18 protein-coding genes are annotated in these 14,827 nt (G+C 53.1%); 5 read left to right on the forward strand and 13 right to left on the reverse strand.

The window, feature by feature from the left end; genetic code table 11:
• Positions 1–121 precede the first annotated feature (121 nt).
• From METLA_RS0117135 to METLA_RS21540, 4 genes are all read right to left on the reverse strand, one after another.
• Positions 122–820 (reverse strand): (5-formylfuran-3-yl)methyl phosphate synthase, encoded by a 699-nt coding sequence (locus METLA_RS0117135; RefSeq protein ID WP_024299709.1) that lies wholly within the window; start codon positions 818–820, stop codon positions 122–124.
• Positions 817–1,380 (reverse strand): DUF447 domain-containing protein, encoded by a 564-nt coding sequence (locus METLA_RS0117140; protein ID WP_024299710.1) that lies wholly within the window; start codon positions 1,378–1,380, stop codon positions 817–819. Before METLA_RS0117140 ends, METLA_RS0117135 begins: the two co-directional genes overlap by 4 nt.
• Before the next feature lie 86 nt (positions 1,381–1,466).
• Positions 1,467–2,411, reverse strand: coding sequence for a tRNA (adenosine(37)-N6)-dimethylallyltransferase MiaA (gene miaA / locus METLA_RS0117145; RefSeq protein ID WP_024299711.1), 945 nt, complete (start codon positions 2,409–2,411; stop codon positions 1,467–1,469).
• A 185-nt stretch (positions 2,412–2,596) separates the two neighbouring features.
• Positions 2,597–3,187 carry a hypothetical protein gene (locus tag METLA_RS21540; protein ID WP_152539481.1) on the reverse strand — a complete coding sequence of 197 codons (591 nt, stop codon included), beginning with the start codon at positions 3,185–3,187 and terminating at the stop codon, positions 2,597–2,599.
• A gap of 297 nt (positions 3,188–3,484) precedes the next feature.
• Between METLA_RS21540 and METLA_RS0117160 the strand changes: the two genes are divergently transcribed.
• Together METLA_RS0117160 and METLA_RS0117165 are read left to right on the forward strand one after the other, a co-directional pair.
• The gene (locus METLA_RS0117160) at positions 3,485–3,961 is read left to right on the forward strand and encodes a PAS domain-containing protein (protein ID WP_024299713.1); all 477 of its coding nucleotides are present in this window, start codon (positions 3,485–3,487) and stop codon (positions 3,959–3,961) included.
• Positions 3,962–3,973: 12 nt separating this feature from the next.
• The gene (locus tag METLA_RS0117165; protein ID WP_024299714.1) at positions 3,974–4,720 is read left to right on the forward strand and encodes a phosphate/phosphite/phosphonate ABC transporter substrate-binding protein; all 747 of its coding nucleotides are present in this window, start codon (positions 3,974–3,976) and stop codon (positions 4,718–4,720) included.
• A gap of 55 nt (positions 4,721–4,775) precedes the next feature.
• On the opposite strand, the gene METLA_RS0117170 is transcribed toward METLA_RS0117165, so the two are convergent.
• From METLA_RS0117170 to METLA_RS0117195, 6 genes are all read right to left on the reverse strand, one after another.
• A complete protein-coding gene (locus tag METLA_RS0117170) occupies positions 4,776–5,252 on the reverse strand; it encodes a C40 family peptidase (protein ID WP_036282517.1) in 477 nt (158 codons plus the stop codon).
• A 123-nt stretch (positions 5,253–5,375) separates the two neighbouring features.
• Positions 5,376–6,044, reverse strand: coding sequence for a PIN domain-containing protein (locus METLA_RS0117175; RefSeq protein WP_024299716.1), 669 nt, complete (start codon positions 6,042–6,044; stop codon positions 5,376–5,378).
• A 387-nt stretch (positions 6,045–6,431) separates the two neighbouring features.
• Positions 6,432–7,256 (reverse strand): hypothetical protein, encoded by an 825-nt coding sequence (locus METLA_RS0117180; protein ID WP_024299717.1) that lies wholly within the window; start codon positions 7,254–7,256, stop codon positions 6,432–6,434.
• Between the two features lie 424 nt (positions 7,257–7,680).
• Positions 7,681–8,400 carry a dienelactone hydrolase family protein gene (locus tag METLA_RS22735; protein ID WP_024299718.1) on the reverse strand — a complete coding sequence of 240 codons (720 nt, stop codon included), beginning with the start codon at positions 8,398–8,400 and terminating at the stop codon, positions 7,681–7,683.
• A 9-nt stretch (positions 8,401–8,409) separates the two neighbouring features.
• Positions 8,410–8,910 (reverse strand): low molecular weight protein-tyrosine-phosphatase, encoded by a 501-nt coding sequence (locus METLA_RS22740; protein WP_024299719.1) that lies wholly within the window; start codon positions 8,908–8,910, stop codon positions 8,410–8,412.
• A 536-nt stretch (positions 8,911–9,446) separates the two neighbouring features.
• A complete protein-coding gene (locus tag METLA_RS0117195) occupies positions 9,447–9,989 on the reverse strand; it encodes a hypothetical protein (RefSeq protein ID WP_152539482.1) in 543 nt (180 codons plus the stop codon).
• Between the two features lie 252 nt (positions 9,990–10,241).
• Here METLA_RS0117195 and tnpA point away from each other — a divergent pair, with 252 nt between their 5' ends.
• The 3 genes from tnpA (at position 10,242) to tnpC (ending at position 12,524) form a co-directional block, all read left to right on the forward strand.
• The gene (tnpA, locus tag METLA_RS22180) at positions 10,242–10,529 is read left to right on the forward strand and encodes an IS66 family insertion sequence element accessory protein TnpA (protein ID WP_024297133.1); all 288 of its coding nucleotides are present in this window, start codon (positions 10,242–10,244) and stop codon (positions 10,527–10,529) included.
• Positions 10,517–10,867 (forward strand): IS66 family insertion sequence element accessory protein TnpB, encoded by a 351-nt coding sequence (gene tnpB, locus METLA_RS0117200; protein ID WP_024296659.1) that lies wholly within the window; start codon positions 10,517–10,519, stop codon positions 10,865–10,867. Before tnpA ends, tnpB begins: the two co-directional genes overlap by 13 nt.
• A 64-nt stretch (positions 10,868–10,931) precedes the next feature.
• Complete coding sequence (gene tnpC, locus METLA_RS0117205; RefSeq protein WP_024297764.1) at positions 10,932–12,524, forward strand: IS66 family transposase; 1,593 nt, start codon at positions 10,932–10,934, stop codon at positions 12,522–12,524.
• On the opposite strand, the gene METLA_RS0117210 is transcribed toward tnpC, so the two are convergent.
• The 3 genes from METLA_RS0117210 to METLA_RS0117220 all read right to left on the reverse strand — a co-directional run bounded on the left by METLA_RS0117210 (position 12,521) and on the right by METLA_RS0117220 (position 14,686).
• Positions 12,521–12,907, reverse strand: coding sequence for a competence protein CoiA family protein (locus tag METLA_RS0117210; RefSeq protein WP_024299721.1), 387 nt, complete (start codon positions 12,905–12,907; stop codon positions 12,521–12,523). The genes tnpC and METLA_RS0117210 overlap by 4 nt on opposite strands.
• A gap of 116 nt (positions 12,908–13,023) precedes the next feature.
• The gene (locus METLA_RS0117215; protein WP_024299722.1) at positions 13,024–13,371 is read right to left on the reverse strand and encodes a hypothetical protein; all 348 of its coding nucleotides are present in this window, start codon (positions 13,369–13,371) and stop codon (positions 13,024–13,026) included.
• 226 nt (positions 13,372–13,597) lie between these two features.
• On the reverse strand, positions 13,598–14,686 hold the full coding sequence (locus METLA_RS0117220; protein ID WP_024299723.1) for an OST-HTH/LOTUS domain-containing protein: 1,089 nt from the start codon (positions 14,684–14,686) through the stop codon (positions 13,598–13,600).
• Positions 14,687–14,827: the final 141 nt, after the last annotated feature.

Below are 14,827 nucleotides of genomic sequence, written 5' to 3' on the forward strand. Positions count from 1 at the left end.
CCTTGAGTCGCGGTTGCAAGCCGCTCCCACTTCGCTTTAGTTTATTTCGGGAGCTATTAGTGACCCCAATCCTGGGGGGCGGGCGGGTTAGCCACTCTTCCGCTTTGTTATTGCCGGCCGCTCAAGCCGTCTCTATCGCTATGCGGGTTTTTAGCGCCTGCTTGATGCGCGCCACGGCTTCGGGGTCTACACTCGCTGTTCGTGTGTGCTGAAGGCATAACGCGCCTCTGAAGCCGAGATAATCCGGCTGATAACGCAGCAGGGCAGGGATGTCATTCAACCGCAGCGAACCGGCCAGGCCGCAGAGCAGATTGTGGCTTTTGGCCGCATCGACGAAGCGTTCGATTTCTGTGGCCTGCATGACCTGCGTCAAGGAGCCTCGGCTTTTGTCCATCGTATCCAGCATCACGCCTTTAAAGCCGGCCTGATGCAGGGTCAGGACGAAAGCCGGATCGGGCTGCGTATCCGCAAACAATACCGCAATCAAGGCATAGTGTTTTTGCGTCAATTCGGCTAATTTCTGTACGACGCCGCGCCAGTCGCCGCCCGGAAAAAAGCCGATCTTGATGTAATCGACGCCGGTTGCGGCCATTGCCTGCACCGCAGCGCCGATCAACTGAGGCTGCATCGGCAGATCGCCGACCGTGGCGCTGACCGGGACTTTTCCCGCGCACCAGGCGCGGATCTGCGCGACGTCTTCCAGCGGCAGCGCGCCGAGCGCGCCCTCGGCCGGCTGCTTCAGGTCGATGATGTCGGCACCCGCCTGATAGACCAGTTGGGCTTCCTCTAGGCTGTTCACGCTGGCCAGCATCCGGGTCATGCCTGCTCTCCTTTCTTAAACGCTTCGATATGCGCGATCAGCCAGCCCCAGGCTTCCAGTTCCCTGGGGCCTGCGGTTTTTTCGATGCCGATGCGCAAATAGGCCAACTCCCGGTCAATCCGCTCGATCGGCAGCCTGCTCAGCCGGCTGACCAGAATCGCGGCTTCGAGCACCGAATATTGGGCACGGTTGAAGCCCTTGAACGGCGCGTGATTGACCTCATGCAGCGGGCGGCAGAAAAATTTCGGCCGGAGCGGGTCTTCTTCAATCCGCACGACTTCGACTTCGCTATGCGCGAGTGCCGAAGCCAGCACATGGCCGGCAATCTTTTCGGCCGGTTTGAGCGGCCAGTCGCGCCGTCCGGTCAGACAGCCCGCAAACACGCGCACGTCGTCGCAGTAGTTGATCACCGCGGTTCGGGTCGCGGCCAGATTGTCGAGCGTGGCGGAAGGGTGAAAAGGCAGAATGACCAGCTCTTCGCCGTGGCTATGAATGCCCATCGGCGCGATGTGGGGGCGTCCTTCGGGGTGTTGGGTGGTAACGATCGTTTCCAGAATCATGAAGTTAAACAAACGGCAAATGTCCGAATATCCTAGAGCAAGATGCGCTCCGAGTCATTTAAAAATACGGTAAAAGCGTGCGGCGCTCAGGCGAGTTGGCGCTGAATATCGGCCAATGCCTGCCGCAGCAGGCCGGATTGGCCGGTGTGATAGCGTAGCGCGTCGGTTTCCCTGCGCAGCCAGGTAAACTGGCGTTTGGCCAGTTGCCGGGTCGCGATGATGCCTCTTTCGGTCATCGTGTCATAGTCGTATTCGCCGGCCAGATAGGCCCAGACCTGGCGGTAGCCGACTGCGCGGATAGCCGGCGTTTTTTCGCTCAGATCGCCGCGCCGGTACAGCGCGTCGACTTCCTCGATCAGGCCGTCTTTGAGCATTTGACGGAAGCGCTCGGCGATGATCAGATGCAGCGTGGCTCGCTCTTCCGGTGCGATGATCAGCTTGATCAGGCGGCAGGGCAGCGCCGGCTCCTGCGTTCCGCCGAAAAAGGACGACAACGGCCTGCCGCTGATTTCGAAAACCTCCAGCGCGCGCTGGATGCGCTGCGGGTCGTTCGGATGAATCCTGGCGGCGGCCTCCGGGTCGACCGCTTGCAGGCGTTGATGCAGGGCGGCCGAGCCGAGTTGGTGCAGGTCATGGTCAAGCCGGGCCCGGATGTCCGGAACGGCTTCCGGCAAGGTTGCGAGACCTTGGGTCAAGGCATTGAAATACAACATCGTGCCGCCGGCCAATATCGGCAGTTTTCCCCGCCGGCTGATGGCGTCGATCAGGTTCAGCGCCTGCGTTCTGAATTGGCCGGTCGAAAAGGCTTCGGCCGGATCGAGAATGTCGATCAGATGGTGCGGAATGCCGCCCCGCTCTTCCAGGCTCGGCTTGGCGGTGCCGATGTCCATGCCTCGGAATACCAGCGCCGAATCGACGCTGATGATTTCGCCGTCGAGCGCGGATGCCAGCTGCACGGCGAGCGCGGATTTTCCCGAAGCGGTGGGGCCCATCAATGCTATCGCGGGAGGGAGGGATAAACGGTGTGACATCGGAGGCTTGCGGTTGTTCGGGAAAAGGAGCCGGGGTGACTTAGAATCGGTTGGCAAATGACGCGGGAAACGGGACGAGGTTTACAGCCCCATCCTTTCAAGTCAGCTTCACGGCTTCAATAAACCTGCGGCCGGATTTCCAAAACCCGGTCGGCGGCGTTGTCGGAAAAACTCTGTGCCGAGTGTCAGTAATGGGGCAGATAAGGGAAAGGGAGCGACCTCTCGCCCAACGGTCTGATAAAAGTATACTCGGCCGGAGCGTTGACCAGAATGTCAAACGCTTGCGGAAACGCATCATGCGGCCTGGGTATGGACGCCAGTCCGATTAATGGCGACAGGCCCACGACCAGTCCCGCGCCGGCGATGGTCGCGGCCAGACCGACCGGACGGTAAATCAGGATGTCCAGCAGCGTAAAAGCCGGGTCTGCCTTGAAAGGACGCGGCACGTAATTGGGCGGCGGAGGCGGTAAATAGCGTTGGGTCGGCGCGTAGTAGGGGCCGTAGAACTGATTTGTCGCGGGCGGCGTGTAGTAGGGCGCAGCGTTTTGATTCGCCGCGGGCGGCGCGTAGTCGGGGGCTACTGATCGATTTGTTGCGGGCGGCGTGTAGTAAGGGGTAGCCGATTGATTTGTTGCAGGTGAGGTGTCGTAGGGCGCAGTGTCGTATTGATTCATTGCGGGCGACGGATAATAGTTATCATCTTCGGTCTCATCGGCGCGGAGGGGCGTGCTGATCGCCAATGACATAACAAAAATAGCGCCATATAGAGGTTTCATAATGTTCCGGACTCCGTCTTGCATCATGGCGTCGAAGTTAGCCGAGTTCGGCGCCAATGTCAAGACGGCCGTGGGGCTTTTCAGGTCGCAGGGGCGGCTTGAAAAAATTTGTGCGGCGGCAGCTAAATTTTTATCGGCTGCTATACTTGCCGTATCAATCAGCCTATAACCATATAGTTACTATGGAATATGAGGAGCTTGATGCAAAGTCGGCTGCCGCGCGGCGCGTAAAGGGTGCGGAAGTCTGGCGCTTGCTATCGCCAATTTTTCAAATAAAAGTCGTGGTTGGGAAACAACATGATCAATGATATGAAGCCGGAAGATATTGTCGGCGAATTTAAGGAGGCCGCGCTGAATTTGTTCGGCGGCATGCAACGTAAAGTCTTATATACCGAGATCGAAACCCCTTATCCGGACGGCAAGCTGATCGTTTCGACGACCGATCCGAACGGCGTCATCACGCATGTGAATCAGTCTTTTATCGAAATGTCCGGCTATACCGAAGCGGAATTGATCGGGGCGCCGCATTCGATATTGCGGCACCCCGACATGCCGTCCGCCGCCTTCAAGGACTTGTGGGATACGGTCAAAAGGGGCGAAAAATGGCAGGGTTTCGTCAAAAACCTGCGCAAGGACGGCGGCTATTATTGGGTCAAGGCGACCGTGATTCCGAATATCCGCAAAGGCGTGGTCGTCGGTTATACCTCGGTGCGCCGGAAACCTTCCCGCACGAAGGTGGAAGAATGCCGCAAGCTCTATCCGACATTATTTTGATCAGGAAACTTCATGTCCTTTCTGTTTACCGTTAGTCCCGATTTTACGCCTGATCATTTGTCCGGCTGGTATATCTTCAATACCTGGCTACAGAAGCAGACCGGCGAGCCGATTCACCTGGAAATGTACAATGATTTCACTGCGCAACGCGAGGCGATCGCGCAAAACAAGGTCAACCTGATTTATGCCAACCCGTATGATGCGGCGATGCTGGTCAGGGAAAAAGGTTTTCTGCCGCTGGTCAAGCCGGTCGGCGTGTCCGACGAGGCGATCATCGCGGTCGGCGCGGCCAATCCGGTCGATGATGTGGCGGAATTGACGCCGGGCGTCAAACTGGCGTTTACCGATGATCCGGATGTCAAAATGATGGGCATGATCATGCTCGAACCGGGTGATCTGGATGCGAAAAACATGCAAAGCCTGTCGTGCGACACCTATGTGCAGGTCGCCAAGCATTTGCTGCGCGGTGATGCGGATGTCGGCATCTTCCTGGCCGAAGCCTACGACGATCTCTCCGAGATGATCAAAAAGCAGCTCAAAATATTGGTGCGCAGCCAGATCAGCGTGATTCATCATTCATTGATGATCGGCCCCGGATTGCTCGACAAGCGCGAGCAGTTTCAACAATGTCTGACCGGAATGGCGAGCGACGAGAAAGGCGCCGGCGTTCTGGAAAGCCTGGGGTTCACGTCTTGGGAAAAGGTCGATGACGAAGAAATGGAATTTATGATCGATCTGATGGATACCCTGTCCGTTTAATTGACGCTTTCGCGTTCCGGGCGCTGGCCTGTTCGAACTGTGTTGAATGGGGCTTTCAATGCAAACCGGCAAGCGGCCTGCGCACGCCGACAAAATGCTTGCGCCAGTAGGGATTGTTCAGGCTCGAAACCATCACCTTGCCGGTCCGGCTGCTGGAGGCGTGCACGAAGCGGTCGCCGTTGACGAACAGGCCGACATGCGAAAACGCGCCCCCGCCGGTGTTGAAAAACACCAGATCGCCCGAGCGCAAGTCATCTGCGCGGGGCAGGGCGCCGGCCATTTCCCACGCCGTGCGCGGCAACAGGATGCCCTGGCGCTGATAGACGTGCCGCACGAAGCCGCTGCAATCGAAGCCCTCCTCCCGCGATGCCGAGCCGTAGCGGTAAGGCGCGCCGACCAGGCTCAACGCATAATGGGTGACCGGAGGCAGGTTGGTTCGCATGGGCTGCGGCTGTACGGGCGTCATTTTCGGCGCGCTCGAACAGCCGGCCAAGAGGGCGATGGCCGCCGCCAGCGCCAGCCGTGAAAACATAGTCGGCCTATTAATTTTAATCAGAGATTTCAATGCGCTGGCCTGTATTGTTAATAATCTGGCTAAATAATAATCCAAAGCCGGGTCGGCTGTGAAGCGTCCCAAAACAAAAAGGCGGTTCATTCAAGCGGGCTGTTTCGCCAGCTCGATGATTTTCTTCTGGTTATAGCTGATTTTATTGTCGACGAGCTTGATGGCGCCTTGCCGGCTCAGTTCTTCGAATAGTTTTTCCGCATCGATTCCCGCGCCGTTGAATTTGCTTTTGATGTGGTTAAGTAAGGTTTCTTTTTTAACCGGGCGGTTCTTTTGATGCGTATCCAGATGTATGCAGTATTCCTGTGCAGAGGTCGGCGGATTCTTGGCGATGGGGGCTGCATCGTTTTGCTTTTGGGTGCGGATTCTTTTCGCACTGCGTTGCTGATCATTCAGTAAACTGACGACATGATCCAGATCGGCATCGTCCGACACGATATCGAAATGCGCATCGTTATTCGTTTGCGCCATCAAAAGCCCGGCCCAGAAGGCAATGCCAAAATCTGCCGCATTCTTGCCGCCATTCGGCATTTTGACGATTTTCAAGCGGTTTTGATTGACGACGGTTGTCAGCGGAATGATCCAGTCCAACGGAATTTTGGTTCCGCTTTGCGCATAACAGACCACAATCTGTGCATATTGCTCCAAATTATTCATCAATTGCCGAATCTGATTGGGGCAATTTTCGAGATCTATCAACAAAATTCTGTAGTCGGTTTTTTCAACTTTGAGCGGAAAAGCGGTGCTTGGGTTAGGCATATTTTGAAGCTGGATTGAAATGAAGGTTTTGATGTTCGCTGAGGTAAATGTAGCTTTGAATGGAATAAATGCAAAGGTTAGAATGTATTCGCTAAGATCGTCAAAAATCAGCGAAGGGGCGGCTCAAAGATGAGGGTAAAAGAGAGGAGCTAAAATACGGAGTCATGTAGGGTTTGGCTTAATCCTCAATCGATCCGGCAAGCTCGACGGTTTGTGCAACCACGAGTTCCAGGGTAAAGGGAAGAATGAATGGATTTGAACTCTTGCGAGCTCGGGGGAGGAGGCCTGATCCAGGCGGGTATGGCAGCATTTGACCCGGTCGGGCCTGAGAGGCGCAGCACAAGAAGCCTTGCGCTGCGCCAAAAGCAGATTGATTGGCAACAGTATTTACTGGAGCGAGCCAGGTACGCTGGCAACCGCGCCAAGCGTATTGCCAAGCAGGTTTCCTGCCAGACCTTGACCGCCGACAACAGGGCCAAGCGTATTGCCGAGCAGGTTGCCTACCAGGCCTTGGCTGCCAGCCACAGTGCCGAGTGTGTTGCCGAGAAGGTTTCCTACCAGGCCTTGGCTGCCAGCCACAGTGCCGAGCGTGTTGCCGAGAAGGTTGCCTACCAGGCCTTGGCTGCCAGTCACAGTGCCGAGGGTATTGCCGAGAAGGTTCCCTACCAGGCCTTGGCTTCCAGCTACAGTGCCGAGTGTATTACCAAGAATGTTTGCAGTCAGAGTCGAAAGTTTGCCGATAAGGCCGGTCTGTCCAACGACCCCCTGAACGCCACCGACTAGGCCGAGAACATTGCTGCCAAGCAGTGGAATGTTGCCTGCGACGACGCCAACAGTGCCGACTGGATTGATCAGTGCGCCGTTAACGGTAGCCAGAACATTGTGAACCGTGCCGCCCGCAGAGAGGGTGACGTCTTCAGTAACGGCAAAAACGCCAGCCACTTGTCCGTTGGCCCCGTTGACAACGGTAGGTACGAGAGTATTGATGGCGTTGTTGGCATTGTTCGCTACGGTAGGAACAAGGGTATTTACTGCGCCGTTTACATTTTCGATCAGGTTAGGGACAAGGGGGACGGCCGGTACTGTCACCGCGGGTGCCACGGACGCGGTAACTGTGGCGTTGGCGGCGAGGTCGGCAGCAGAAGCTGTGCCGACAGCGGAAGAAGCTAAAATGACGGTGGCTAGCAAACTCATCTTATGTTGAGACAGCATGGTTTTCTCCAATCGATTAAGATTATTCTAAGTTATTGTAATTCTATGACGTTTTTCAGCCAGTAACCTTGTTGGCTGATGACTGGATTGTAAGGGATAGGATCTTAAAAAGGAGTTAAATTGTCTCGAGGGGGCGTGCTAATTAAGAACATCACGATGATTAATTTAGATGTGCTGTGCTTCTTTTTTGCGGTTTTGTGTTTATAACATTATGAAATAAAACAAAAAATTATTGATTTTGTGGTGGGCTGGCATAATGAGTTACGAAAATGTTTTAGATAAAATTGTGAGCTATTTCGCAGTAATTTTAGGCATTCGGTGGTAACTGATTGCAGTGGTTGGCATGCTTGCCAATCGATTTTTCCCGCTGGCGTTAAACGGGACAGTCGCGCGGCGGTCGGAGCAGATCATCAACCTCTTCGGATTAACCCAAAATTTCCTCCAAGAAATTCTTCATCGCAATCCACGAACGTCGATCCGCATCGGCCTGATAGACATTGCCGACGTCCGGATTATTCGCGATCGGATTCGTGAACGCGTGCATCGTGTTGCCGTAGACGTGCACCTGCCAGTCCGCGCCGGCCTTCGTCATTTCCTGCGCGAAGGCGAGCACTTGTTCCGGCGGCCCCAGCGGGTCGTCGTGGCCGTGCAGGGCCAGCACTTTCGCCTTGATCGGCTTGCCTTCGGTATTGCCGGGCGCGGCCAGGATACCGTGGAAACTGACCACGCCCTTGATGTCCACGCCGGTGCGGGCCAGATCGAGCACGCACAGGCCGCCGAAGCAGAAGCCGATCGCGGCGCATTTTTTGTCATCGACCCAGGGCAGCAGTTTGACCGTGGCCAGCGCCGCGCCGATTCTTCTTTGCAGCAGCGCGCGGTCGTCGATGAACGGCTGCATCAATTTGGCGTTTTCCTCGGGGCCGGAGCCCAGCACGCCTTTGCCGTACATGTCGAGCGCAAAGCCGACATAGCCGAGTTCCGCTAGCTTGATCGCCTTGTTTGCGACAAAGTCGTCGCGCCCGCCCCAGGTGTGATTAATCAGCACGGCCGGCCGGCGGCCTACGATCGCGTCGTCGTAGGCGAAAAAGGCTTCCAGTACGGTATCGCCGTCCACGTAGTTGACAGTATTTGAGATGATCGCCATCACGTTCTCCTAGGATTTAGCCATTGCTTTGATTTTGCCCGTTTCGAGCAAAGCGTTCAAAAAGCCTTCGGAAGCTTCTTCGACCATGTCCAGCACCCGCTCGAAACCGTAGGCGCCGCCGTAATAAGGGTCCGGCACTTCGCGTTTACCGAGATGCGGCGCATAGTCGAGGAAATAGTTGATTTTATGCCGATGTGAAGCCGGGCAAGCCGAAAACAGGATCGCGTAATTTTCGTCGTCCATCGCCAATATGTAATCGAAATCTTCGAAATCCCCGAGCACGACCTTGCGGGCGCGCAAATGCGAAATGTCGACGCCGCGTTCGCCGGCCGCCTTTTCCGCGCGCAGGTCCGGCGCATTGCCGACGTGATAGGCATGGGTGCCGGCCGAGTCGATCTGGAAATGCGGCGCCAGCTTGCGGTCATTCACCAATTTGGTGAACACGCCTTCCGCAGTCGGCGAGCGGCAGATGTTGCCCATGCAGACAAAAAGAACCTTAATTTTATTCATAGAAACAATAACTTATAACAATTTTAATCCGAAAAATACGCTCAAAAATAGATAAAAGCGACCTAATAAAAACAATAACTTATGCGATTATTTTGGGGAAGAATTGGGCATCAAGGTTCATTATCATTACACCTCAACCGAGTAAAGGCCAAGGAATCTCCCGCCATTGAAGTGGATCAGGTATGAAGGAGAATCATTACATGATATCAAAAACTTAAGATCAATAAATTTTGGACGAGCACGTTTATATCATATTGATTTTTCGGCTTTGTGCAAAATCTGGTTGGAATTTCGCTTAGTAATGCTGCATGCCTTGGCTAAAGCGTGTTGATGCTCAGCCTGATGGCAATCCTGAGTTTGGTTGAAAGAGATGGCAGGGTTCGGCCAATTTGAGACATTCAGTGAATAGAAATTTCAAACTTTTGAAAGTCTGGTTCCAGTCAGATTACGGACGACTGTCCTCTTTAGGCTTTGTGTTAGTGCGACAAGCGAAGCTTGTCGCACTAGCGCTAAAGTTTAGGCATTTAACGTGTCATTTAGAAATAATGATCCGCTTGTCGGCCATTAAAATACCAATCACTCTTCACTCTTAAACCTTCTTGTCCATATGGAAATACAAATTCACATATAGGCTCTCGAAAACCATCAAAATAATTACGAACCGCATTATCGATAAAGAAATTGCCCATCAGTGCATTACAATAAAAGCAACCGTTTGATAGATAGCTTGTGTTTTGGGTTTTGCTATACCGTTTCTCTATCCGGCCGATTTTGTGTCTCGAAAGATGCTGTGAAACCCCGTGACTCAGCAAAAACTGCGGAATACCATCATTAGTGAACCGATTGAAACTTAGTTCATTGCCATTTTTATCCTTGATGGAAACACCAAGAACGACTCCTGTTACCTTTCTGCAGTTCCAGCATCGCTCATAATGAGGAATCACTTGCGCGATGAGCGATTGCCCAGTTTTGGGGCTCCAAGTTAATTTTCCTTGGAGCATGCCTTCGATGAACGAATCGACCGGTTCATTAAACTGTGGAAAATAAAGACTTTCAACGCCTTTAGATTTTGCTTTCATACCAAAGACCGGGATGTCGAACCCATGAGGGAGATCCTCGTCAATGTAATACTTGTTGGACTTTAGTTTGAAAAGCCATGCGGCTCTGACGCCCGATGCCAAATATTTCTTTTGCCGCCGCAAGAACTCATCATTCGTCTGGTGAGTCCATTGAACCTCAAAGGCTAATTTGGCGGTAAGCGTTCAACCGTACCGCCTATAAAATAATTTTCGTCTGTTGCATCCTGTCCTTTTTTTGTCAGGAGTTTTGGCATGGCTATCACAGCGAAATGGCGTCAGCATATTGAAGCGTGGCAACGTAGCGGGCTATCACAAGCCGCGTATTGCGCCGAGCGGCAACTCAATGTCCGTACCTTCACGGCGCGTTTGAGCGACTATCGCAAATTGCCCCAGCCAGAGTCGGCAGCCTTAATACCAGTGCATGTTCAACCGTCTGCGCCTGCCGCGATTGTCTTCACGCATGCCCAAGGTCACCGCCTGGAGTTGTCCGCTACCGTATCAGCGCGCTGGGTGGCTGAGTTGTTGCGATGCCTGGCTTGATTGCGAGTCCGGCACAGATCTGGCTGGCGGTGGCGCCGGTCGATATGCGGCGCGGCCTGGATGGCTTAACCGCAATCGTCCAGCAAAGCCTGGGGCACCCGCCTGGCTGCGGATCGGCCTTCATCTTCCGCAACCGTGCCGGCAACCGCTTGCGCCTGTTGCTGTGGGACGGCAATGGGGTTTGGCTGTGCCAGCGGCGGTTGCATCGAGGCAGTTTTGTTTGGCCCAAAGCCTCTGACCCGGTCTTTGCGCTCAGTCAGGCCCAGTGGCAGTGGCTTGTGGCTGGTGTCGATTGGCAACGGCTATCGGCACAACCGTCAACAGAATGGCGGGTGTAAGGTACGGTATTGAAACCTAGTAAAATCAAGGCGTTCAGTGGGTTTATGCAGTATAATAACGGCCATGAATCCCCTCGCCAAACTCGATCAGTTGAACCTGGAGCCTTCGGCAAAAACCGAAGTAGCCGCATTGATTCAAGCGCTGATCGAGCAGGCTGAGCGGGATGCCAAAGCCATTCAGAGCAAAGACGTCAAAATCGCCGCGCTGACCCACGAGTTGGCGTATTACAAGCGCATCCGTTTCAGCACCAAGAGCGAAGCCTTGGCCCCGCTGCAGCGGGATGTGTTCGAGGAAACCTGGAACACGGATATTTCGGCCATCGACGCGGAAGTCGAGCAACTGCAAGATGCCAGTCCTTGTACCACGGTGGTCCGCCCCAAACGCCTGCGCGCCGGCCGGCAACCGTTACCGTCTCACTTGCCGCGCATCGAACACCGCCACGAACCCGAATCCTGCACCTGCGGGCACTGCGGCCGGGAGTTGGTCAAGATCGGCGAAGATGTGACCGAGCAACTGGATGTCGAGCCGGCGAAGTTCTTCGTCCATCGCCATATCCGCCCGCAATATGCCTGCCGGAGCTGCGAGACCGTGACGGCGGCGTCGATTCCGCCGGCGGTGATCGATGGCGGTCTGGCGGCGGTCGGCTTGTTGAGCTGGGTGATGATCAGCAAATTCCAGGACCATCTGCCGCTCTACCGCTTGGAGCAGATCGCCGCCCGCGACGGCGTGATCTTGTCCCGTTCCACCCTGGCCGACTGGGTCGGACGTCTCGGCGTCGCCTTGGAACCTTTGGCGGATCGCCTGGCCTGGCATCTTCAACAACGGCCGAGTCTTCATGCCGATGAAACGCCGGTGCCGCAACTGGATCCCGGCAACGGCAAAACCAAGAAAGCCTACCTGTGGGCCTACCGCAGCAATGACCTACAACCGGGGCCCAAGATCATCGTCTTCGACTATCAAGCCGGTCGCAGCGGCCGGCATGCCGGGCAGTTTCTAGGCGATTGGCAAGGCCATCTCGTGGTCGACGACTACGCCGGCTATAAAGCCTTGTTTGCGGCCGCCCGCGCCCATCCCGAAACTCGACTTCGGCTTGAGCCATGTATCGAACTGGCGTGTTGGGCGCATGCGCGGCGGAAATTCTTCGACCTGTTCCAGGCCAGCCAGAGCCCGATTGCGCAAGAAGCCTTACAGCGCATCGCGGTGCTGTATGCGATTGAAGCCGAAGGCCAAAGCCTGAGTTCAGCGGAACGCCAACGCCTGCGTGCCGAGAAAAGCCGGCCGGCACTGGCCGGCCTGCACGACTGGCTGCAACGCACCCGAACCCACGCCGCGCCCAATACCGCGACCGCTAAAGCCATCGACTACAGCTTGAAACGCTGGATCGCTCTCACACGCTATGCTGAAACCGGCGATCTGCCAATCGACAACAACCCGATTGAAAACAGCATCCGACCTATCGCTTTGGGTAAAAAGAACTGGCTCTTTGCCGGCTCGGAACGCGCCGGAAAGCGCGCGGCTGTGATTCAAACCTTGCTCGGCACGGCCAAGCTCAACGGCCTCGATCCTTCGGCCTGGCTAAAAGACACCCTCGAAAAACTGCCTACCTGGCCTAACAGCCGTATCGACGAACTACTGCCTTTCGGCAAATCACATTAAATCACGCCCCCATCAACCTCGCTATGTGGTAGGGTTGGACGCTTACATTTGGCGCTGCCTTTTGTGCAATACACATCGGCCACCCACGTTTCTCCATCCGGGGTTTCACCTTCTTTTTCCGTGACAACATTCCAGCCAAGGCGTGCGGCGGTCTTTGCGATGAGGCTCTTGAGGTAGATGTGCTCGGCGGATTCACCTTCAGATGAACAATCGCCTTTTCCATGATGAGCGAAAAACAAAGTGCCTAATTTGCTTTTCTTTAAAACGGCCTTGGTGTCACAGCACTGCATAAAAACAGGCTGTTTTTTCAGTTCGGACCAACCATCCTCATCGTAATTGAAAGCGAAAATATCTTCGTTGTTCAGTCTGGCTCTAAGTGGCAATACAAATCCCCTTTATTAGCTTTTTCTCAGCATTTTGCAATGATCTTTGTGAGGCCTTCGTTGCGGTAATTCCTGAATAATTCCATCGTTGCTGAGCAGTTTCCAACCACACCAAGCTATTGCCGATTTTTTACGGACATCACCAAAGCCCTAAATTCCGCTTGATCTGCCTCGGTGAGGGCATCGACATTACTCAATCCGTACTTACTGCATACCTCTTTTGCAACTTGGTGGGTTATCAGTAAGAGCACCTGATCCTCTGGATTGCTTTGGTCTAAAGCGGCTTTTGCAGCTTTTCCGGACATAAATTGCAGGGCAGACATTAATGACCATCCATTTCCAAGCTCTTTTGAGAGGGCAGATTTTAATTCTTCAAAGAGCGAAATATCGCCTAAAATCCAGGTTTGTATAAGCGCAGCGCAAAGTCTCGTTTTTTGAAGTTCAAAGTGTATGTTTTTCGCCATAATTGGAAGGCTCTCAATGTGATGCCAATAAGTTTTCTATTTGTTGCTGAACATTGCGGCTTTGGCTGACAGCCATAAAATACATCTCTGCCTTTCTGTTTAGCCAAAATTCAAGACCAAAATAAACCGATAGGCGTTTCTGGCAATTTAAAGTCTTCCGGAAACGCTCCCGCTTATCCCGGCCTACATGGCTGTTGATTGATTTAGATGTTTAGAATATGCCAGATTAACTTTGTTTTAGCCGGTAACAAATGTTATGAACCCCATCCCCTTTACCTGTCCGCCACTCAAAAAGGTCAGATTCGACCATGAAATTATACAATGATTGGTAGCCTAGCTTTTCAGTGACTTCAGATAATTCGTTAGAATAGGACGCGTCAATTTGCTTGGCCGTTGCGACTAACGATGTCCAGTCATCGGTTTTACCGGTTTTATTCGCTGTATCAGTGATTGCCTGAATAAGCCGGTAACTGGCGGCATAAGCAAGTGCCGGTTTTGAGCGATAGGCCCAACGATAACCACCATTGTTGAGTTCTTCTTTGATGATGTCAAAGTACTCCGATGCCTCCATTAAGTCAGGCAAAGTTTGATACCCCCATCTATTTTCTAGTTGCTCCATTTCACCAGGCAATATTTGCCTAATTTGTTGAATAGCCACGCTCAAAAATGTCCAACCATCAGGTCTTGGTTTTTGAACGGCTACGTTTAATAACAATTGAACAATAGAACTTTGTTGCAGAAAACCGAGTTCAAACGCCTTTTTACCTTCAGCAGAGGAAAGAAAAGCCGTGTATTCTTTTTTTATTTCTTCGAAGCTTTCAATGATCGACTTCAAATACTCGTACTCAGGTATTAATCGTTCTCTTTGCTGATCTAAGTAATCTCTGATTTCCAAACAACTATTAAGAGATTCTGGATTGAAGCGTGGCAATAAATGATGAATCAAGTCATTCCTGTCATCGACCAATGCCTTTAGCTCCCGCTTTTTACTTTCATAAAAATCACCGTCAGCCTCGACTGAAAAGGAAAAAGAAATATACGGTTCTATGCGTTCAGCAGTTGGTTCAGGTGATGAATTGGGCGATTGAAATGCAGTTTCGACGAATTCGCCAACGAGTGTGCCCAGGGTCTTCTTTCTTGTATCAGCGACTTTCTTTTTCTGACTTTTTGGGAATTCGTTTATGTAACCAGAAACCTGTCCATTCGCTATCAAATGTTTCAACAAGAGCTCTATTTTCTGAAAATTGACCAAATTCCTGCCAATTTTCTGGAATACTTCGTCTCTGATAGCAGAAAGATCCTGATTTGTATTCATGTTCTGTTTCTAAGTTTTTTACCGCAATAGGGTCGGATCTTGCAATAACGCAGCAATAATAAATAGCCTGACGGACTGTTTAGCCCCCAGTTGCTGACTCACCTCTCAAAAGCATCTAGGCCTGCTACGGGTCAGTTTTGC

Origin of the sequence: Methylomicrobium lacus LW14 (genome assembly GCF_000527095.1) — a bacterium.
Taxonomy (GTDB): Bacteria; Pseudomonadota; Gammaproteobacteria; order Methylococcales; family Methylomonadaceae; genus Methylomicrobium; species Methylomicrobium lacus.

Coding starts and splice junctions, on each gene's coding strand:
- METLA_RS21540 (WP_152539481.1), bottom strand. CDS start 3,187: ATGAAACCTCTATATGGCGCTATTTTTGTTATGTCATTGGCGATCAGC.
- METLA_RS0117170 (WP_036282517.1), bottom strand. CDS start 5,252: ATGTTTTCACGGCTGGCGCTGGCGGCGGCCATCGCCCTCTTGGCCGGC.
- tnpB (WP_024296659.1), top strand. CDS start 10,517: ATGCCTGGCTTGATTGCGAGTCCGGCACAGATCTGGCTGGCGGTGGCG.
- tnpC (WP_024297764.1), top strand. CDS start 10,932: ATGAATCCCCTCGCCAAACTCGATCAGTTGAACCTGGAGCCTTCGGCA.
- METLA_RS0117195 (WP_152539482.1), bottom strand. CDS start 9,989: ATGAAAGCAAAATCTAAAGGCGTTGAAAGTCTTTATTTTCCACAGTTT.
- METLA_RS0117175 (WP_024299716.1), bottom strand. CDS start 6,044: ATGCCTAACCCAAGCACCGCTTTTCCGCTCAAAGTTGAAAAAACCGAC.
- miaA (WP_024299711.1), bottom strand. CDS start 2,411: ATGTCACACCGTTTATCCCTCCCTCCCGCGATAGCATTGATGGGCCCC.
- METLA_RS0117165 (WP_024299714.1), top strand. CDS start 3,974: ATGTCCTTTCTGTTTACCGTTAGTCCCGATTTTACGCCTGATCATTTG.
- METLA_RS0117215 (WP_024299722.1), bottom strand. CDS start 13,371: ATGGCGAAAAACATACACTTTGAACTTCAAAAAACGAGACTTTGCGCT.
- METLA_RS0117220 (WP_024299723.1), bottom strand. CDS start 14,686: ATGAATACAAATCAGGATCTTTCTGCTATCAGAGACGAAGTATTCCAG.
- METLA_RS0117180 (WP_024299717.1), bottom strand. CDS start 7,256: ATGCTGTCTCAACATAAGATGAGTTTGCTAGCCACCGTCATTTTAGCT.
- METLA_RS0117160 (WP_024299713.1), top strand. CDS start 3,485: ATGATCAATGATATGAAGCCGGAAGATATTGTCGGCGAATTTAAGGAG.
- METLA_RS0117135 (WP_024299709.1), bottom strand. CDS start 820: ATGACCCGGATGCTGGCCAGCGTGAACAGCCTAGAGGAAGCCCAACTG.
- METLA_RS0117140 (WP_024299710.1), bottom strand. CDS start 1,380: ATGATTCTGGAAACGATCGTTACCACCCAACACCCCGAAGGACGCCCC.
- METLA_RS22740 (WP_024299719.1), bottom strand. CDS start 8,910: ATGAATAAAATTAAGGTTCTTTTTGTCTGCATGGGCAACATCTGCCGC.
- METLA_RS22735 (WP_024299718.1), bottom strand. CDS start 8,400: ATGGCGATCATCTCAAATACTGTCAACTACGTGGACGGCGATACCGTA.
- tnpA (WP_024297133.1), top strand. CDS start 10,242: ATGGCTATCACAGCGAAATGGCGTCAGCATATTGAAGCGTGGCAACGT.